This is a genomic window from Pseudomonas sp. TE3899, assembly GCF_056279105.1.
The window spans coordinates 3271466-3289785 of the sequence record NZ_JBWBQR010000001.1 but is presented as its reverse complement, the minus strand read 5'-3'; the positions used below and the strand labels follow the sequence as shown (position 1 = coordinate 3289785).

General features: G+C 60.5%; 17 protein-coding genes. 7 read left to right on the top strand and 10 right to left on the bottom strand.

Annotation, left to right across the window (positions count from 1 at the left end; genetic code table 11):
* Nucleotides 1–296 precede the first annotated feature (296 nt).
* The 3 genes from ACZ89E_RS15035 (at nt 297) to ACZ89E_RS15025 (ending at nt 2685) form a co-directional block, all read left to right on the top strand.
* On the top strand, nt 297–1133 hold the full coding sequence (locus ACZ89E_RS15035) for a CvfB family protein (protein WP_054049140.1): 837 nt from the start codon (nt 297–299) through the stop codon (nt 1131–1133).
* Nucleotides 1134–1179: 46 nt separating this feature from the next.
* Nucleotides 1180–1584 (top strand): DUF2177 family protein, encoded by a 405-nt coding sequence (locus tag ACZ89E_RS15030; RefSeq protein WP_149657095.1) that lies wholly within the window; start codon nt 1180–1182, stop codon nt 1582–1584.
* A 168-nt stretch (nt 1585–1752) separates the two neighbouring features.
* Nucleotides 1753–2685 (top strand): DMT family transporter, encoded by a 933-nt coding sequence (locus ACZ89E_RS15025; RefSeq protein ID WP_476255956.1) that lies wholly within the window; start codon nt 1753–1755, stop codon nt 2683–2685.
* Here ACZ89E_RS15025 and ACZ89E_RS15020 read toward each other — a convergent pair.
* The gene (locus ACZ89E_RS15020; RefSeq protein ID WP_476255955.1) at nt 2630–3808 is read right to left on the bottom strand and encodes an MFS transporter; all 1179 of its coding nucleotides are present in this window, start codon (nt 3806–3808) and stop codon (nt 2630–2632) included. The genes ACZ89E_RS15025 and ACZ89E_RS15020 overlap by 56 nt on opposite strands.
* A 103-nt stretch (nt 3809–3911) precedes the next feature.
* Here ACZ89E_RS15020 and ptrR point away from each other — a divergent pair, with 103 nt between their 5' ends.
* Together ptrR and ACZ89E_RS15010 are read left to right on the top strand one after the other, a co-directional pair.
* Nucleotides 3912–4805, top strand: coding sequence for a putrescine utilization regulator PtrR (ptrR, locus tag ACZ89E_RS15015; RefSeq protein WP_463259720.1), 894 nt, complete (start codon nt 3912–3914; stop codon nt 4803–4805).
* Between the two features lie 138 nt (nt 4806–4943).
* Complete coding sequence (locus tag ACZ89E_RS15010; RefSeq protein ID WP_003184145.1) at nt 4944–5072, top strand: PA1414 family protein; 129 nt, start codon at nt 4944–4946, stop codon at nt 5070–5072.
* 210 nt (nt 5073–5282) lie between these two features.
* Here ACZ89E_RS15010 and ACZ89E_RS15005 read toward each other — a convergent pair whose 3' ends face one another.
* From ACZ89E_RS15005 to speB, 6 genes are all read right to left on the bottom strand, one after another.
* A complete protein-coding gene (locus ACZ89E_RS15005; protein WP_149657091.1) occupies nt 5283–5534 on the bottom strand; it encodes an acyl carrier protein in 252 nt (83 codons plus the stop codon).
* Nucleotides 5535–5588: 54 nt separating this feature from the next.
* On the bottom strand, nt 5589–6314 hold the full coding sequence (locus tag ACZ89E_RS15000) for an MBL fold metallo-hydrolase (RefSeq protein WP_476255954.1): 726 nt from the start codon (nt 6312–6314) through the stop codon (nt 5589–5591).
* Nucleotides 6315–6398: 84 nt separating this feature from the next.
* Entirely contained in the window at nt 6399–7778 is a 1380-nt protein-coding gene (locus tag ACZ89E_RS14995; protein ID WP_149657089.1) for a sodium:solute symporter family protein, read from the bottom strand.
* 189 nt (nt 7779–7967) lie between these two features.
* On the bottom strand, nt 7968–9485 hold the full coding sequence (locus tag ACZ89E_RS14990) for a purine-cytosine permease family protein (RefSeq protein WP_149657087.1): 1518 nt from the start codon (nt 9483–9485) through the stop codon (nt 7968–7970).
* A 54-nt stretch (nt 9486–9539) separates the two neighbouring features.
* Nucleotides 9540–9947 carry a YybH family protein gene (locus ACZ89E_RS14985; RefSeq protein ID WP_149657086.1) on the bottom strand — a complete coding sequence of 136 codons (408 nt, stop codon included), beginning with the start codon at nt 9945–9947 and terminating at the stop codon, nt 9540–9542.
* Nucleotides 9948–9956: 9 nt separating this feature from the next.
* Nucleotides 9957–10907, bottom strand: a complete 951-nt coding sequence (gene speB / locus ACZ89E_RS14980; protein ID WP_054049162.1) for an agmatinase — start codon at nt 10905–10907, stop codon at nt 9957–9959.
* A gap of 309 nt (nt 10908–11216) precedes the next feature.
* On the opposite strand from speB, the gene ACZ89E_RS14975 reads away from it, so the two are divergent.
* Both ACZ89E_RS14975 and ACZ89E_RS14970 read left to right on the top strand, forming a co-directional pair.
* Nucleotides 11217–12110: a LysR family transcriptional regulator gene (locus ACZ89E_RS14975; protein WP_008013540.1), complete on the top strand. Its 894-nt coding sequence runs from the start codon at nt 11217–11219 to the stop codon at nt 12108–12110.
* A gap of 4 nt (nt 12111–12114) precedes the next feature.
* Nucleotides 12115–12708, top strand: a complete 594-nt coding sequence (locus ACZ89E_RS14970) for a tRNA-uridine aminocarboxypropyltransferase (protein WP_149657085.1) — start codon at nt 12115–12117, stop codon at nt 12706–12708.
* Between the two features lie 153 nt (nt 12709–12861).
* Here the strand turns inward: ACZ89E_RS14970 and ACZ89E_RS14965 are convergent, their stop codons facing one another.
* From ACZ89E_RS14965 to ACZ89E_RS14955, 3 genes are all read right to left on the bottom strand, one after another.
* Nucleotides 12862–14229 carry an HlyD family type I secretion periplasmic adaptor subunit gene (locus ACZ89E_RS14965; protein ID WP_123515350.1) on the bottom strand — a complete coding sequence of 456 codons (1368 nt, stop codon included), beginning with the start codon at nt 14227–14229 and terminating at the stop codon, nt 12862–12864.
* Between the two features lie 9 nt (nt 14230–14238).
* Complete coding sequence (locus ACZ89E_RS14960) at nt 14239–16398, bottom strand: type I secretion system permease/ATPase (protein ID WP_476255953.1); 2160 nt, start codon at nt 16396–16398, stop codon at nt 14239–14241.
* A gap of 129 nt (nt 16399–16527) precedes the next feature.
* Nucleotides 16528–17886 carry a TolC family outer membrane protein gene (locus ACZ89E_RS14955; protein ID WP_149657083.1) on the bottom strand — a complete coding sequence of 453 codons (1359 nt, stop codon included), beginning with the start codon at nt 17884–17886 and terminating at the stop codon, nt 16528–16530.
* Nucleotides 17887–18320 lie beyond the last annotated feature (434 nt).

Below are 18320 nucleotides of genomic sequence, written 5' to 3'. Positions count from 1 at the left end.
TTGGCAAATATCCCCCTGAAATAACCGAGGCCATCACTCGATTATTCACAAGTTATTGATCGAAATACCCGGCTAAGCTGCTGTTTTAAATAAGAAGATGGGGCAATAAAAAACCTGTTTGGCAGCAACGAATGCTGGCCAGGGCTGACGGATCGGTCAGACGAGCGGTGAGAAACCTGTCGGCAAGCCCAGGAAAATTAAGGCTCCCGGAGGATTTTCTCGCGCCACCGGGCCGGCCGGCGAACGCGGCCCGCAAAACCGGGTAGAATGCCGCCCACGCAATGAGGGTATTGGAAATGGCTTTAGTCGGGCGCTACAACAGTTTGCAAGTGGTTAAACACACTAACTTCGGTTTATATCTGGACGGTGGCGCGGATGGCGAAATCCTTCTGCCCAATCGTTATATCCCCAAAGATATTCCCAGCGAAGATGAAGATTGGCTCAACGTTTTTGTTTATCTGGACAGCGATGACAAACTCATCGCAACTACCGAAACACCGAAAGTTCAGGTCGGTGAATTCGCCAGTTTGAAAGTCGTTGAAGTCAACAGCATCGGCGTGTTCCTGGATTGGGGTCTGCCGAAGGACCTGTTGCTGCCGTACTCCGAAGAAAAACGCCAGATGACCGCCGGCGAGTATGTGGTGGTGCATGTCTACCTCGACAAGCACACCCGCCGCATCACCGCGACTGCGCGTCTGGACCGTTACCTGGACAAGACCCCGGCCAACTACACCCCGGGCCAGGAAGTTGATTTGCTGGTGGCCGAAGCAACCGACATGGGCTTCAAGGCGATCATCAACAACAAGCATTGGGGCTTGATCCACAAGAACGAAATCTTCAAGTTCATGCGCGCCGGTAAAGAAGAGAAGGGCTTTATCAAGGAAGTCCGTACCGACGGCAAGATCAGCCTGAGCCTGCAACCGGTCGGCGAAGAAGCCGCCACCAGCCTGAACTCGAAGATCCTCGCCAAGTTGCGTGATAACAACGGCACCCTGCCGATCAGCGACAAGAGCGATCCGACCCTGATCAGCAGCATGTTCGGCGTCAGCAAAGGCAACTTCAAGAAGGCTATCGGCGCGTTGTACAAGAACGGCCAGATCGTCATTCATGCCGATCGCATTGAACTAAGCTGATCGCTCGCCGGCCCCATGTAGGCCGATGACATGGGGTTGGACTGCGATGAAAAAAGTTCTGTTTGCCTACGCCGGCACCTTGCTGGCGTTTCTCCTGCTCGACGGCCTCTGGCTCGGCGTGTTGATGGCGCCGACTTACCGCACGCTGCTCGGCCCCCTGATGCTCGACCAACCGCTGCTGGCCCCGGCAGCGGTGTTCTATCTCCTTTATGTCTTCGGTTGTGTGGTGTTCGTGGTGTTGCCGGCCCTGAGCTGGCAGCGGGCCGCGCGCCTGGGGGCGTTGTTGGGGCTGGTGGCTTATGGCACTTATGACTTGAGCAACTGGGCGACGTTGAAGGGATGGTCGGCGGGGTTGGCGGTGATGGATATGGCGTGGGGGACTTTTGCCACAGGTGTGGCGTGTACCGCTGGTTACTGGGTGGCGCACAAGCTGACGAAGGTCAAAGCCTAGCAACGGCAGCGTTGATGACGCAATCGGGAATCTGAAGGTCCACTTCAGGCGGCATTTCCTGGCCATCTGGTTAATAATCGACGGCATGATTTTTCGCCCCAGCCTGGTGCTGGGGCTTTGCTTTTACTGTCGAGTTCCTGCCATGGATTGTGTTGTCGAGGTGTTCCGGTGAGCGCCACCCGGCGTAGCGCCGATGGGTTTGCCCTGCAAGTGATGCTCGGGTTGTGCCTGATCTGGGGCGTGCAACAAGTGATGATCAAGTGGGCGGCGCCCGACATTGCGCCAGTCATGCAAGCCGCCGGGCGGTCGGGTATTTCTGCGTTGCTTGTAGGGCTTCTCATCTGCTGGAAGGGCGGTTGGGATCAGGTGAGCCATACGTGGCGCGGTGGACTACTGGCCGGTGCGCTGTTTGGCCTGGAGTTCTTCTTCATTTCCGAAGGTTTGCAACTGACCACGGCGGCGCACATGTCGGTGTTTCTCTACACCGCGCCGATCTTTACCGCATTGGGTGTGCATTGGCTGTTGCCCAGCGAGCGCTTAAGGCCGGTGCAATGGTTGGGGATTTTTCTAGCATTTGTCGGGATCTCCATCGCGTTTGCCGGCGGTGTGTCGTGGGATAACCTCGACCATCGCATGTTGATGGGCGATGCATTGGGCGTGCTGGCCGGCGCTTCGTGGGGCGCGACCACGGTGGTGGTGCGAGCCTCGCGCCTGTCGGAAGCACCCGTGACCCTGACCCTGTTCTATCAACTGATCGTCGGTTTCGTCGGCCTGTTGCTGATTGCAGTGCTCAGCGGCCAGGTCACCCACGTCAGCCTGACCACCGTGGCGGTGGCCAGCGTGTTGTTTCAGGGGTTGGTGGTGTCGTTCTTCAGTTACCTGACCTGGTTCTGGCTGTTGCGCCGTTATCTGGCGGCGAACCTGGCGGTGTTCTCGTTCATGACGCCGCTGTTCGGCGTCACGTTCGGCGTGGTGCTGCTGGGTGAAGATCTGAGCCTCAACTTCGTGATCGGCGCAGTGCTGGTGTTGCTTGGCATTACGTTTGTCAGCGCTGAACAGTGGGTGCGCCGTCGTTTGCGCAAAGCCCTCGGCCAGCAGTGAGCGGGCGCAGGAGCAAACCGCCGGCGATCAGCAAACCGCTGCCGGCGAATATCAGCGCAGGCTGCAAACCACCGCTGAAATGGCTGCTCAATGCGGCCAGCAACGGCCCGGCGAGCTGACCCACGGCAAAGCACGCGGTCAGCAGCCCGGCGTTGCGCTGGGTGGCGTGGGGCGCCAGTTCCCGGGAGCGTTGCATCACCAATTGCATGCAGGCCAGGAACGGCGTGCCGCAGAGGATCACGCCCAACGCCAGGCCCGGGGCGCTGCCCAGCAAGCAGGCGAAGACCCCGGCGGCTTGCAACCACAAGGTTACGATCAGCCAATGGCGCGTGGCGTTCGGCGTGTGTCGACGTAAACTCACCAGCAACACCCCAAGCGCTGCCGCGAGGCCGAAGCATGGCCAGAACAGATCCGCCATCCATTGCCCGTGGAACTGCGCGTTGGCCATTTGCGAGAGGAACGTGGCGGGGATGATGTAGCCCAGGCCGTACAAGCCGTAGATCAACCCTAAGCGGCCGATGCCCTGATTGCCTGAAGTCGTAACAGGTGGTGCCGAGACGGCGGCAGTCGGTTGCGGCAGGAAGGGCAGGATCGCCAGCAGCATCACCAATGCGACGGCGGCATATATCAGCCACAAAGTTGCCGAAGTCTGCCCCAACAGGTGTGAGACCAGAGCCAGCATCCCTGTCAGAAAAATTCCCAACCCCGGTCCGGCAAACACCAGGGCCCCCAACCGTGGACGACCGGCGGCCGCAGCCAATGGCTGGCTCAACGCAGTAATCATCACCAACACCCAGGCGCTGGCTACGCCGGTGCCGAAGCGCAGCAGCAGATGCGACCAGAAGCCGTTGGCCCAGAACGAAGCCAGGGTCAGCAATACGCAGAGCCACAGGCCACCCAACAGGCGCAGGCGCACATGGTGATGGCGGCGGGCGAACATCGCGTCCACCGCGCCGACGAAGTAGCCAAGGTAGTTGGCCGCCGCAATCAGACCAGCGGCCGTCAGGTCAATCTGACCTTCACTGAGCAAGTGTGGAAGTTGCGGCGTCAGGGCGAAACGCCCGATGCCCATGGCCATCATCAGGGCGATGAAACTGGCGGTTAAGCGAATCAGCGGGGACATGGTCCGAATTCCTGCAGAGGATCAATGACCGTCAGGCTAGGACTGATTGACTTTCTTTAAAAATGAATAATAGTGAGTAACTTGTTCTGATTTGGAGATGGTTGTGGAATTCAGCCAATTGCGGATTTTCCAGGCCGTCGCGCAAGAGGGCTCCATCACTCGCGCGGCCGAACGCCTGCACCGGGTACCGTCGAACCTGTCGACCCGGCTTAAACAGCTGGAAGAGCAACTCGGTGTCGAGCTGTTCCTGCGCGAGCGTCAGCGTTTGCAGTTGTCGCCTGCGGGAAAAGTCCTGCTGGACTACACCGCCAAACTGTTTGCCCTGCACGACGAAGCCAGTGCGGCGGTGCAGGGCGGGCAACCGGCCGGCGACTTCGTGCTCGGCACCATGTACAGCACCGCTGCCATCCATCTTCCGGGGCTGTTGGCGAACTATCACCGCACCTATCCGGCGGTGAACCTGCAAGTGCAGTCTGGCCCCAGCGGCGAATTGCTTGAAGGTCTGCTCACCGGGCGTCTCGACGCGGCGCTGGTGGACGGTCCGCTGCAACTGGCGGGGCTCGATGGCGTGCCGCTGTGCGACGAACGGCTGGTGCTGATCAGTGAGGCCGGTCACCCGCCGATCCTCAGCGCGATGGATGTGCAAGGGCGCTCGGTGTTCACCTTTCGTCAGGGCTGTTCCTACCGGATGCGCCTGGAAGCCTGGTTTGCGCATTACCACGCGGCGATGGGCCGGGCGATAGAAATCGAGTCTTATCCGGGAATGCTCGCCTGTGTGATCGCAGGCTCAGGCGTGGCGCTGATGTCGGAGTCGATGCTCGCCAGTCTGCCGGGCCGTGAAAGCGTGGCGGTGCACCCGCTGGCCGAGCCATTTGCCAGCGCCACGACGTGGCTGATGTGGCGCAAAGGCATGCTCGGGGCGAATTTGAACGCGTGGCTGGAGCAGCAGCAATTGGCCTTTCCAACGGCGCCGAGTCAGGCGCTGGCGACGGCTTGAACTTTCGGTCAGCTATTTGGATCAATTCAGTAACAGATCATTGCGATCTTGGGCGAGCATTGCTTGGCACTTCGGACTACTATCAGTGCGAAGTGGCTACAGAATTGCGCCACTCGGCACTACCCTGAAGGGGGCACCATGAAAGAGAAAATCCAAAACTGGCTGCACGACCTGGGTGTCGCACTCGGTTTGATCGAACCGCCTCTGCAACCTGTGCCAATCCGCACTGACGACGAACAACGTCGACGCCAGCCGCGCCGCCGGTAAGTTGCATGCAGTGCCTGTGGCGAGGGGGCTTGCCCCCGTCCGGCTGCGCAGCAGTCGTAAATCACATGACGCGGTCCGTCTGATACAACCGGGGTGAATGGTTTCGGGGCTGCTTCGCAGCCCAACGGGGGCAAGCCCCCTCGCCACAGGCAAGCCCACTCGCCACAAAAGCCTCCCTGCCATAGATATCGGTGTGTTTGGCAGCCATTCTCAATCCCGTCCAATCCTCACCAAAAACCGACTCAAATCTTCCGCCGTCCTGGCGTCCTTGAGCATCCGGTCTTCCTCCGCCGTAAACGCTGTCAGCCCCAGCTCATCCTCCAGATGAAAGATAAGCTCCTCGATATCCTCTTTATCCAGCCCCAACTGCGCCAGGCTGGCGTTGTCGTCGAAGTCATCCCGGCCTTCCAGCAGGCGGCTGATAAAGCGGTGCACGGCAGCACGAACGGCGGCTCTTTTCATGGTCGTTCTTCGAGGGCGTTATTGTTGTTGTCCCTGGGCTGAGTACAGCAGGCTTCAGCCGTGGCAGCGCTGCCACTCGTCAATCATCGTGCGCAGATGCTCTCCGGAAAAACTGCCGAAATGCCCGCCATGCACCGTGCGAATCGGTAGCGCGCGCAAGCGTTGCAGGCTGCGGGCATAGTCGTCGAGGTTGGAATGGTAGGCGTCTTCGATCAGCGGCCCGTCGTAGATGATGTCGCCGCTGAACAGGGTTTCGGTCGCCGCTTCATACAGGCTGATGCCGCCCGGCGAATGCCCCGGTGTGTGCAGCACTTGCAACACGCGGTCACCCAGATCCAGCACGTCACCCTCCTCAATGAAACCCGTGGCCGGCGCGGCTTTGACCCGGTATTCGGCATAGCACAGCGGGCAGTCCGGGTGCGCCTCGAACATCTCGTCACCGACAAACGCCGTGCTCAAGGTGTTCTCGCCGTCGGGCGACGCGAGAATCTGCGCTTCAGCCGGGTGCACCAGGCGTTCGGGGAATTCGTGATGCCCGGCAATGTGGTCGAAATGGCAATGACTCGCCACTGCCACCAACGGCCGCTCGGTAATCCATGGCAGTTGCTCGCGCAGGCTCACCAGCCCCGAGCCGCTGTCCAGCAGCAAGTCCTTGTCGCGGCCCTGGATGTGCCAGAGGTTGCAGCGGTAGAAGGGGCGGATGTACGGCTCGTGAATCAGGCGAATGCCGTCGGACAAGGTTTTCACTTCAAACCACTGGTCACGAGAAACAATCTTCATAAGCAGTTTCCTTCAGACGAAAAAAAACGGGTGTGGCAACCGACGCCACACCCGTCGAAGAAAGCATCAGTTCTTTATAGAAGCTTAGGCCGCGCTAGCCAAAACGGCCGGGCGACGGGACAGCAGGCTGACCAAGACAAAGCTCACCAAACCTACGCCGAGGCTGTAATAGATCGGTGTGTTCGCATCCAGACCATCCTTGAACATGAACACCAGCGCCGTGGCGAAGCCCATGCCCATGCTGGCGATGGCGCCGGCAGTGGTGGCGCGTTTCCAGAAGATCGCGCCCATCAGCGGGATCAGCATGCCGCCCACCAACAGGTTGTAGGCCAGGGTCAGGGCGCTGATCACGTCATTCACGATCAGGGCAATGCCGAGCACGACAACGCCGGTCATCAGGGTGAACAGACGGTTGATGCGCAGGCTCGACTGTTTACCGCCACGCAGTTTCGGCAGCAGGTCTTCGGTCAGGGTGGTGGCGGCGGCGAGCAGGCCGGCGCTGGCGGTGGACATCATGGCGGCCAGTGCCGCGGCGATCACCAGGCCACGGATACCGTCCGGCAGGGACAGCTTAACGATGGCGGCGAAGGCGTTGTTGACGTTGTCCAGGTCCGGGATCAGCACATGAGCGGCCATGCCGATCAGGGCACAAGCCAGGCCGTAGAGGATGCAGTAGAAACCGGCAAAGGTACCGGCGTACTGCGCGACTTTGGCCGACTTGACGGTGAACACCCGCTGCCAGATGTCCTGGCCAATCAGGATCCCGAAGAAGTAGATCATGAAGTAGGTAATGATCGTGTCCCAACCGATGGTGGTGAAGCTGAAGGCAGTCGCCGGCAGTTTCAGCACCAACTCATCCCAGCCGCCAACGCGATACAGGCAGATCGGCAACAGGATGAACATCAGGCCCACAGTCTTGATCACGAACTGGACGATGTCGGTCAGGGTCAACGACCACATGCCGCCGATGGCCGAGTAGATCACCACCACGCCACCGCCGAGCAGTACCGAAATCCAGAACGGCAGGCCGAACAGCACTTGCAGCACGGTGCCGATCGCCAGGATCGAGGTCACGCCGATCATCAGCGCATACGCCAGCATGATCACCGCGCTCGCCGAGCGGGCCATCGGGTTGTAGCGTTTTTCCAGGACCTGGGTAACGGTGTAGATCTTCAGTTTCAGCAGCGGTTTGGCGAGGAACAGGTTCAGCGCCACGATCCCGCAACCGAGGGCCGCGCACAGCCAGAAACCGGAGATGCCATGGACGTAGCCCAGGCGCACGGTGCCAACGGTAGACGCGCCGCCCAGAACGGTGGCAGCCATGGTGCCCATGTACAGGCTCGGGCCGAGGTTACGACCGGCGACCAAAAAGTCTTCGTTGGTCTTGGCTTTGCGCATGCCGTAATAGCCGAGTATCAGCATCGCGGCGGCGTAGATGAGTACGACGAATAAATCCAGGGCCATGATGGCGTGTCTCCGATTGTCTTTTTTATGGTGAGGCGAAAATCAATTCCTGCGAAAACATCATCCCTGTAGGCGCGAGGCTTGCCCGCGAAGGGGGCGATGCGGTCTGTCAGGCAGACCGCGTTATCGTTCTTCGCGGGCAAGCCTCGCTCCTACAGGTCATGCGTTGTCCACAAGTAATGCGTTGAATCAGGCGGCTTGGCGCAACGCCGGTTTACCCAGCGAATCCGTGCCCTTGCTGCGTGCATCCTGCGGGCCGAACACTTCCTTCGGTTCCGGGAACAGGCTCAGCAGCATGAAATACACCAGGGAGGCCAGACCCAGGGTCACCGGCAGGCTGATGTCGATGCCGCCAGCGAGGTTGCCCAGCACACCCACGAACTGCCCCGGCAGGTTCACAAAGCACAAACCCACCAGCGCACTCGGGATCCACGCCCCCAGGCCACGCCAGTTCCAGCCGTGGGTGAACCAGTAGCGGCCACCTTTCTCGCCGCGGGTGAACACTTGCAGGTCATCCGGGCAGTAGAAGCCGCGGCGCACCACCAGTCCGATGATCATGATCACCATCCATGGGGTGGTGCAGGTGATGATCAGCACGGCGAAGGTCGACACGCTCTGCACCAGGTTCGCCGCAAAGCGCCCGATAAAGATGAAGGCAATCGACATCACCCCGATCAACAGCGTCGCCTTGACCCGCGACAGCACCCGAGGGAACACGCTGGACATGTCCAACCCGGTGCCATACAGCGAGGTGGTGCCGGTGGACATGCCGCCGATCACCGCAATCAGGCACACCGGCAGGAAGAACCAGCTCGGTGAAACGGCCAGCAGACCGCCGACGTAGTTGTTGGCCGCGATGTAGTCCGGGGCCTTGATCGCCACGATGGTCGCGGTGGTCAGGCCGAACAGGAACGGGATGAAAGTCGCGATCTGCGAGATCACCACCGCCGCCATGATCCGGCCTTTTGGCGTGTCGCGAGGGATGTAGCGCGACCAGTCACCGAGGAACGCCCCGAAGGAAATCGGGTTGCTCATCGCCACCAGCGCAGCGCCGATGAACGCGGCCCAGAAGCCTGGTTGACCCATGCTCACGGTGCCGGCGAAGTTCACATCGAAGGGGCCGGCGAAAGCGAAGATGCCCAGCAGGAACAGCAGGCTGGCGCTCCACACCGCGATCTTGTTGACCCACAGCAGGAAGCGGAAGCCGTAGATGCACACGGTCAGCACCAGGATCGCGAACAGACCGTAGGCCAGGCCCAGAGTCAGGTCGGTTTCCGGCAGGCCGATCAAGCGTTTTGCACCACCAATCAACGCATCTCCCGAACTCCACACACTGAGCGAGAAGAAGGCGATGGCGGTCAGCAACGACAGGAACGAACCGACGATCCGCCCGTGCACGCCGAAGTGCGCACCGGAAGACACGGCGTTGTTGGTGCCATTGATCGGGCCGAACAGGCCCATCGGCGCGAGGATCAGCGAACCCAGCAACACCCCCAGCACAATCGCCCAGACACCGGCCTGGAACGACAGGCCGAACAGCACCGGGAAACTGCCGAGCACGGCGGTGGCGAAGGTATTGGAACCGCCGAAGATCATCCGGAACAAGTCCGTCGGGCCTGCGGTACGTTCGCTGTCCGGGATCTGTTCGACCCCGTAGGTTTCAATTTGCGTAAGGCTTTGGTCTTTGTCTTTGTTGTTGTTATTCATGATCAGCTCCGATCATAAAGGCGCGCTCATCGTGTGTGAGCGTCACCTGTTTGGCTAAGGGGATGGCAGCCCTTCCGGCATAGCGGACAAATGTTCGTGACAGGCCAGCCAAAGGCCTTGTTGTTCTTTGCGAAAGACGATGGTCTCGCGCTCCTGGCTGAAGTGTTGCTCCCCTTGCATGCGCAGCTCGGTGGCCACGTCATGGATGAAAATCGCCACGTCACCCTGCAGGCTGACAAAGGCGTTGCTCGAGGTGCACGACAGCACTTCGAAGCCATCCTCGGCGCGCCAGGTGTCCCACAACGCCTGGTAGGCATCGCGCGACAGCAGGGGCTGTTCGAGGGTGTAGAACACGAAGCTGGCATCGGCGCTGAAGGCGCCGAAGTAGGCTTCGCGATCATTACGGGCAAAAGCGCTCACCAGATCGGCGGCGGCTTTCAAAACCTGATCGCGTTCGTTCATGACCACTCCTCAGCGGTGGGCCACGCCCGGCAGTACGCAGAGCATTTCGTACAGCAGGTTGGCGGCCAGCAGCGAGGTATTACCGGTGGTGTCATAAGCCGGCGAGACTTCTACCAGATCGCAGCCGACCAGGTCGAGGCCTTGGCAGCCACGCACGATTTCAATTGCCTGAATGGTCGTCAGACCACCGATTTCCGGGGTGCCGGTGCCAGGTGCCCAGGCCGGATCGATGCCGTCGATATCGAAACTCAGGTACACCGGACCGCCGCCGACTTTCTCGCGAACTTCGGCCATTAGCGGCGCCAGGGATTTGTGCCAGCACTCTTCGGCCTGAACCACGCGGAAGCCTTGTTTGCGGCTCCAGTTGAAGTCTTCGGACGTGTAACCCTGGGCGCGCAGGCCAATCTGCACCACGCGGTCGGGGTCCAGAAGACCTTCTTCGACGGCGCGACGGAAGGTGGTGCCGTGGGCGATTTTCTCGCCAAACATGTGATCGTTCACATCGGCGTGAGCATCGATGTGCACCAGGCCGACCTTGCCGTGCTTTTTATGAATCGCACGCAGGATCGGCAGGGTGATGGTGTGGTCGCCGCCCAGGGTCAGCGGGATCACGTCGTGTTCGAGGATGCTGTGGTAGGACTCTTCAATGATCCGCACGGCGTCCAGCAAATTGAAGGTGTTGATCGCCACGTCACCGATGTCGGCAACCGACAGCGAATCGAACGGCGCGGCGCCGGTGGCCATGTTGTACGGGCGGATCATCACCGATTCGGCGCGGATTTCGCGAGGTCCGAAACGAGTGCCAGGGCGCAGGGAAGTGCCGATGTCCAGCGGCACGCCAATGAAGGCAGCGTCCAGGCCGGCAGCGGTGGTCAAGTGGGGGAGTCGCATCATGGTGGCGATGCCGCCGAAGCGCGGCATTTCGTTGCCGCCCAGTGGTTGGTGAAGAATCTTGTCCACGGGTAAGGCCTCATCGTCGTTGTTTTATTTATGTCGGCGCGCCGTTCACGGGAGAGACGGGCACCGCTGTGGGCCGATAATGCGAAATGTAGTGGGCGGGAAGAATCGCTACGGGCAAATACTTAGTTCAGATTTTTCTAAACTAATGGCGGGCACGGCGATAGACTCCCTCGCGTGATCGTTCCTGCGCTCTGCGTGGGAATGCATCCACGGACGCTCCGCGTCCCGCTCTTTTGTGCATGTGACGCAGAGCGTCACGGGCTGCATTCCCACGCAGAGCGTGGGAACGATCGACAGGTGGAGAACCCCATGGCCAACGCTTTACCCGACCTGAAACTATTACGCATCTTCGTCAGCGTGGTCCGTCATCAGGGGTTCGCCAACGCCCAGCAAGAGCTCAACCTCTCGACCTCGGCGATCAGCACCTACATGAGCCAGCTCGAAGCCGCGCTCGGTCTGGTGCTGTGCCATCGCGGGCGCGGTGGGTTCAGCCTGACCAGTAAGGGCGAGTTGTTCCATCAGGAAACCTTGCGGCTATTGGCTGAACTGGAAGGTTTCGAGCAATACGCAGCGGCATTGAAGGGTGAGTTGCGTGGCACTCTGAACCTCGGGGTCATCGATTCCACCGTCAGCGACAAGGCCTTGCCCTTTGCCGAAGCCATCGGCGCCTACAGCCAGGAACACCCGGCAGTGCATTTGCATTTGTCGGTAATGAGTCCCTACGAACTGCAACTCGGCGTGCAGGACAACCGCCTCGACCTGGCCATCGGCGCGTTTTCCACGCGCATGAGCGGCCTGGTGTACATGCCGCTGTACCGCGAACAACACTGGCTGTATTGCAGCAGCCGCCATCCGCTGTTCACCGAGCGGCGCATTCCCGAACAAGTCATCACCCAGCAGCGCATGGTCGGCCGCGGTTACTGGAGCCAGGCGGAATTGGCGCGCCACGGCTTCAAGCACAGTGCCGCCACCGTGGAAAGTATGGAAGCCCAACTGATCCTGGTGCTGTCCGGCGCCTACATCGGTTACTTGCCGGAGCACTACGCCCAGGCCTGGGCTGACAAGGGCGACTTACGGGTGTTGCTGCCAGCAACCTTCGGTTATCAGGCGCCGTTCTCGATGATCGTGCGCCGAGGCCGCAGCCGCGAACCGCTGATCCAGACCTTCCGCGATCTGCTCAAAGCACAGCTTAATCAGGCTTAAGAACATGTCCAGAATCCAATGCCCCCGCTGCCTGCGTCCGCAAAGCCATTGCCTGTGCCCGCTGATCCCGAGCCTCGACAGCCGCACCCGGGTGTTGCTGTTGCAGCATCCCAGTGAAGTGAACCATGCGCTGAACACCGCGCGTCTCGCCGCGTTGGGCTTGAAGAATGCCGAGTTGATCGTCGGTGAGGTGTTCGAGGATTTGCCGGCGCTGCTGAACCCACCCGGTTATCAGGCGCGGTTGTTGTTTCCTGCCGATGAGGCGCAGCCGTTGCGCAGTTATGCCGAAAACGATCAACCGCTATTGCTGGTGGTCCCGGACGGCACGTGGCGCAAGGCGCGCAAGATGCTGCACCTCAATCCGTTGCTGGCGGCGTTGCCCCGGGTGACATTGGTCGATGGCGGTGTGTCGCGGTATCGGCTGCGCAAGGCTCCGGGGCCGGGGGCGTTGTCGACGGTGGAGGCGATTGTGCAGGCGTTGCAGACGCTGGAGTCACCGACGTCGTTCGAGCCGTTGCTGAAGCCGTTCGAGGCGTTGATCGAGGGGCAGATTGCGGCGATGGGGGAGGAGACGTACCAGCGTAATCATGGCAAATGATCACCTGTGGCGAGGGGGCTTGCCCCCGTTGGGTCGCGAAGCGACCCCAAAACCATTCAACCCAGTTGGGTCAGGCAGAACGCGCTGGCAGGATTGCGACTGCTTCGCAGCCGAACGGGGGCAAGCCCCCTCGCCACAGGGAGTGAGTGAAGCCTACCTTTCGCGCATCGCTTCGGTCCGCGCCTTCAGCACCGGCTTGAGCAGATAATCCAGCACACTTTTCTCCCCGGTAATAATGTCCACCGTCGCCACCATCCCCGGAATGATCAGCAGCGGTTTCACATCCCCGCCCAAGTGATTCTTATCGGTCCTGACCTGAATCAGATAGAAGCTGTTGCCCTTGTCATCGGTAATCGTATCCGCCCCGATCAACTCCAGCTTGGCACTCAGCCCACCATAAATCGTGTAGTCATACGCACTGAACTTGACCATGGCTTTCTGCCCTGGATGCAGGAACGCCACGTCTTGCGGGCGGACCTTGGCTTCGATCAGCAGGTTGTCTTCCAGCGGCACGATTTCCACCATGTCGCTGCCCGGCTGGACCACGCCGCCGATGGTATTGACCTTCAGCACCTTGATGATCCCGTGCACCGGCGATACCACCGTGGTACGGGTCACCCGGTCGTCGATGGCGATGCTGGAGGCGGTGATTTTCGACAGGTCGGTGCGTTTCTCATTCAGCTCCTTGGCCGCATCCGAGCGGAAGGACTGTTCCGATTCGTCGATCTTGCTTTTGATCTCGTTGATTGCCGATTCCGCCCGAGGAATGGCCAGCGTCGTGGCATTCAGCGAACCGCGAATCTCCACCGCGCTGCGTTTGAGCCGCAGGATTTCCACTGGCGATACCGCCCCGGTGCCCACCAGCGGCGCGGACATGTTCATCTCTTGTTGCAGCAACGCCAGGCTCGAACTGAATTGCCCTTGTTTCGAGCGGAATTCCGCCAGTTCCTGGGTTTTTTGCCGAAGTTGTTCAGTCAAGGTCCGCTGTTCACTGGCCAATCGTCGTTGCCGTTGATCGTAGAGCGAACGTTCGTCCTCGGCCACTTGCGGCGCCTTGGCGATCACTTCATCGGAAAGCTTGAACGGCCGCCCCTCGGCCTCGGCGGACAAGCGCTCGACCTTCGCGGTCAACGAATAACGATCCGCCTCGCTCTCACCCTTGTTCGACAGAAACCGCGTGTCGTCCAGGCGCAGCAGCGTATCGCCCTTGTTCACCATTTGCCCTTCACGCACGAAAATCTCGGAGACGATGCCGCCCTCCAGGTTCTGGATCACCTGGACCTTGCTCGACGGAATCGCCTTGCCTTCGCCCATGGTGACTTCCTGCAACACCGCAAACTTGGCCCAGACCAGCGCCGAGATCAGCAGCCCGGCCGCGAGCCACACGGTGATCCGCGACAGGCGCGGAGAATCCTGCAACGCCGCGCCGGCGGTTTCCGGCATGTATTCGCTTTCCGCGCTTTTGCTAAAGCTGCCGAAGTAGCCGCGATCCTTTGAAACATCGGACGATGAGCGAGCCATGGGCAACTCCTAGACGGCCGCAGAGCCGACACGGCCCTTGCGCAGTGCATCGATGACCGCTTCTTTCGGACCGTCAGCCACGATCCGCCCGTTGTCCAGCACCACCAGCCGATCCACCAGGCTCAGCATCGAGGTGCGGTGGGTGACCAGCAGCAGGGTTTTGCCCTGGACCCAGCTATGGAGTTTTTGCCGCAGAACGTCTTCGCTGCTGTTGTCCATGGCGCTGGTGGGTTCGTCGAGCAACATGATTGGCGGGTCGAGCAACAAGGCCCGGGCCAGCAACACCGCCTGACGCTGACCGCCGGACAGCAGTTGTCCGCGTTCACCTACCGGCCGGTCGAAGCCTTGCGGGTGTTGCCGCGCCAGTTCGGTCACGCCGGTCAATTCCGCCACTTCGAGCATCCGCGAATCGCTGACGTAACGGGCGCCGAGGGTCAGGTTGTCGCGCAGGCTGCCGGCCAATAGCGGCAGGTCATGGGCGACGTAGCCGATCTGTTGGCGCAGGTCGGCGACGTCCAGTTGCCGCAGGTCCAGGCCATCGAGCAGCAGTTGGCCTTCTTCCGGTGCGTAGAAACCCATCACCAAACGAGCGAGCGTGCTTTTGCCCGAACCGCTGCGGCCGATGATGCCGATCCGTTCGCCGGGTTTGACGCTGAAGCTGATGTTGGCCAGCGCCGGAGCGTTCTGGCCGTTGTAGTGGAAGGTCACGCCGCTGACGTCCATCGCGCCTTGCAGTTGCGTGCGTTCCAGTGGGCGTTGTTTCGGATCGCGTTCTTGTGGCAAGGACATCAGCGCATCCGTGCTTTTCATGGTCAGTTGCGCTTGCTGGTAGCGGGTGATCAGACCGGCAATCTGCCCCAGCGGTGCCAGGACGCGGCTGCCGAGCATGTAGGTCGCCACCAGCGCACCGACGCTGAGGTTGCCGGCGATGATGCTGTAGACCCCGGCGACGATGGTCGCCATGCCGGAGAATTGCTGGATGAACAGCGTGCCGTTGGTCGCCAGCGCCGAGAGGTTGCGCGCATGGCTGTCGAGGCGGGTGAGGGCGCCGTGGGTGCTTTCCCATTTGTGCTGGCGCTCGCTTTCGGCGCTGCACGCTTTCAGGGTTTCCAGCCCGCCGAGGGTTTCGATCAGCAACGCCTGGCGTTCGGCACCCAGGCTCAAACTCTTCTGCACGGTGTCGCGCAAACGCACCTGGATCACCATGGCGAAAATGATCGTGATCGGAAACGCCAGCAGCGGAATCACCACCAGCCAGCCACCGAGCAGGCCGATCACCACCAGCATCAATACCGCGAACGGCAGGTCGATCAGGCTGGTCAGGGTCACGGCGGTGAGAAATTCCCGCAGGCCCTGGAAGTCATGGATGCTCTGGGCGAAACCGCCGATGGTCGCCGGCCGGGCTTTCATCGACATGCCGGTTATGCGTTCGAACAGGGTTGCCGAGAGGATGACGTCGGTTTTCTTGCCGGCGGTATCCAACAAGTGCGCGCGGACCACCCGCAGCACCAATTCAAAACCGGTGCCGATCAGCAGACCGATAGCCAGCACCCACAAGGTCGAAACCGCCTGGTTCGGCACCACCCGGTCGTAGGTCTGCATCACGAACAGGGGCACCATCAGCCCCAGCAGGTTGATCAGGAAACTGGCGAGGATCGCATCGCTGTACAGCCATTTCGACAGCTTCAGTGTGTCGCGAAACCACGCCTCGACTCGCGGCACCAGCGGCGAGCGCAGGTCTTCGAGTTCATGGCGCGGCCGGGCGAATAGCGCCTGGCCACTGTAATTGGCGGTCAGCTCTTCACGGCTGACCCATTGTTCACCGCCCTCGGCTTCGCTGGGCAGGATCAGCAACTGACCATCCTCGCCAAAGCGGCGCAGCACGGCAGTGCGACCATTGTTCAGGATGAGCAGAACGGGCAGGTTGAGCGCGGAAATATCCGCCAGATCCCGGCACAACAAACGCGCCTGCAAACCGGCCCTGGCCGCTGCGCGAGGCAGCAGGTCCAGGCTCATGCGTTGCTTGTTCAGGGGCAGGCCGGCACTCAGGCTGGCGCGGCTGACGGCCGCGTCGTGGAGTTTGCAGAGGATCAACAGACCGTCCAGAAGCGGGTCATCGAAGCTCAGGCGCGGATCGACCCCAGTGTTGCCGGGTTCCATGCTGGTCAAATTGATCGCTCCTGTTGGCATAGGTAACCACACACCTCCCGGTGTAGGAGCTGCCGAAGGCTGCGATCTTTTGATCTTAAAAAATCAAAATCAAAACATCGCAGCCTTCGGCAGCTCCTACGCGGGGGGTTATTTCAGTTCAGGCAAACGCGCTTCGTTTTTCACTTCCGAGGAGGCGATCGCATCGGCGGGCAGCACCACCCGTTGTTTGCTCAGCAACTGACCCATGTTCGCCAGCACGCGGTACATCGAGTACTCCTCGGTGTAGCGCACTTCGGTGTAGCGGCGGTTGGCGTTGTAGAGCTCGTTTTCACTGTCGAGCAAGTCGAGCAGGGTCCGTTGGCCGAGGCCGAACTGATCCTGATAGGCCGCGCGTACACGTTTGGTGGTTTCGGCGTATTCGCGGGCGGTAGGGGTCTGTTTCTTGGCATTGACCATGGCGTTCCAGGCCAGGTGAATGTTCTCGTTGAGCTGGCGCAGGGCGTTGTTGCGGATGTCCATCGCCTGGTTGATCTGGTGCGCATCGGAAGCCAGGCGCGCCTTGTCGCTGCCGCCGCGGAACAGGTTGTAGTTCATCACCACGCCGACGCGCCACTCGTTGTCGTGGCCTTCATCGCCCTGCACGTTGTTGTTCGCGCCCACCGCGGCTTCGGCGTCGAAGCGTGGGTAGAACGGCGACTTGGCGACTTCGTACTGGCTCTCGGCCGATTGCACGTCGGCCTGGGCGGATTTCAGGTACGGGTTGTTTTCGACCATGCTCTGCTGGGCTTCCGGCAGGCTGGTTGGCAATTCGCCGCGGGTCGATGCCGGGGTTTCGAGCTCGTCGGGGATACGCCCGACGACGCTGTAGAAATTCGACTCGGCGTCGGCCAGGTCGACTTCGGCGGTGTCGAGGTTGTTCTGCGCCAGTGCCCGGCGAGCGGTGGACTGATCGGAGTCGGCGTTGCTGCCGACACCGCGCTGGGTGCGCAGGCCGATCTGGTCGTTGACCCGCATGTGCGCTTGCAGGTTGTTGGTGGCCAGCGTCACCAGCTCGCGGCGCTTGAGCACTTCGAGGTAGACCTCGATGGTGCGCAGGGCCAGATCCTGGGCGGTGCCCTGGGCGTAATAGGCCCGGGAGTTGGACACGCCTTTGGTGCGCTCGACTTCGTTCGCGGTGTTGAACCCGTCGAACAGCATCTGCCGCAGGCGCAATTCAGATTGGGTGTAATTGAGGATTTCGGTGTGGTGGTTGCCGAAGGCCCGGGTGTTGGTGTTATCGCTGTAGCCGCGCCCGTAGGCAGCGTTCAAATCCACCGATGGATAGAAGCCCCCTTTGGCGACTTTCACTTGTTCATCCGCCGACAAGCGCGCGTCCACGCGCGATGCAAGTTCGGGGTGCGTCGCGATGGTGCTTTGGATTGCGTCGGTCAACGACATGGCCTGAGCCTGAGAAGTGCAGGCCATGGCCAGCAAAACCGCGCTGCAGAGGGGGGTTAAAAGGCGCATGGGTACTTCTCCCTGTTTCCTGATGGTGCTTACTTGTCGTCAAATACTTGACGTTTTATTAGGCGAAACCGTTTCACTCTTGTAACAACAGAGCTAAGAACATTCTAGGGAAAACCTAAGAACTATTTCTCATAAGGCTTATGTCAAAAAAAACTTATGCGCTCTGAAAAATCCAGCACATTGTTCAATCCGAAAGCCCTTGATTTATGAGCCTTAGGGAGCTCCAGAGGGTTTGAGGAAAGTTCCATCCACTTAGCGACATAGGGCGAAGAAGTGCTGGAGGGGAGGGAAGTGGGACGGTTTTGAGGCGACATTTTTTTGTCACTTGAGTGAATCAGGACCGTTACGCATCGCTCGCAGGGAGGTTGTTCCGCAGTGGGAACCCGATGCCATTGATTGCAGAGGGTTTTATGCCGAGCCGGACAAATGGCCCG

What these genes read in the sequence shown, in the direction of transcription:
- ACZ89E_RS15035 (WP_054049140.1), top strand. Translation starts at nt 297, where the DNA reads ATGGCTTTAGTCGGGCGCTACAACAGTTTGCAAGTGGTTAAACACACT.
- ACZ89E_RS15030 (WP_149657095.1), top strand. Translation starts at nt 1,180, where the DNA reads ATGAAAAAAGTTCTGTTTGCCTACGCCGGCACCTTGCTGGCGTTTCTC.
- ACZ89E_RS15020 (WP_476255955.1), bottom strand. Translation starts at nt 3,808, where the DNA reads ATGTCCCCGCTGATTCGCTTAACCGCCAGTTTCATCGCCCTGATGATG.
- ACZ89E_RS15010 (WP_003184145.1), top strand. Translation starts at nt 4,944, where the DNA reads ATGAAAGAGAAAATCCAAAACTGGCTGCACGACCTGGGTGTCGCACTC.
- ACZ89E_RS15005 (WP_149657091.1), bottom strand. Translation starts at nt 5,534, where the DNA reads ATGAAAAGAGCCGCCGTTCGTGCTGCCGTGCACCGCTTTATCAGCCGC.
- ACZ89E_RS15000 (WP_476255954.1), bottom strand. Translation starts at nt 6,314, where the DNA reads ATGAAGATTGTTTCTCGTGACCAGTGGTTTGAAGTGAAAACCTTGTCC.
- ACZ89E_RS14995 (WP_149657089.1), bottom strand. Translation starts at nt 7,778, where the DNA reads ATGGCCCTGGATTTATTCGTCGTACTCATCTACGCCGCCGCGATGCTG.
- ACZ89E_RS14990 (WP_149657087.1), bottom strand. Translation starts at nt 9,485, where the DNA reads ATGAATAACAACAACAAAGACAAAGACCAAAGCCTTACGCAAATTGAA.
- ACZ89E_RS14985 (WP_149657086.1), bottom strand. Translation starts at nt 9,947, where the DNA reads ATGAACGAACGCGATCAGGTTTTGAAAGCCGCCGCCGATCTGGTGAGC.
- ACZ89E_RS14975 (WP_008013540.1), top strand. Translation starts at nt 11,217, where the DNA reads ATGGCCAACGCTTTACCCGACCTGAAACTATTACGCATCTTCGTCAGC.
- ACZ89E_RS14970 (WP_149657085.1), top strand. Translation starts at nt 12,115, where the DNA reads ATGTCCAGAATCCAATGCCCCCGCTGCCTGCGTCCGCAAAGCCATTGC.
- ACZ89E_RS14965 (WP_123515350.1), bottom strand. Translation starts at nt 14,229, where the DNA reads ATGGCTCGCTCATCGTCCGATGTTTCAAAGGATCGCGGCTACTTCGGC.
- ACZ89E_RS14955 (WP_149657083.1), bottom strand. Translation starts at nt 17,886, where the DNA reads ATGCGCCTTTTAACCCCCCTCTGCAGCGCGGTTTTGCTGGCCATGGCC.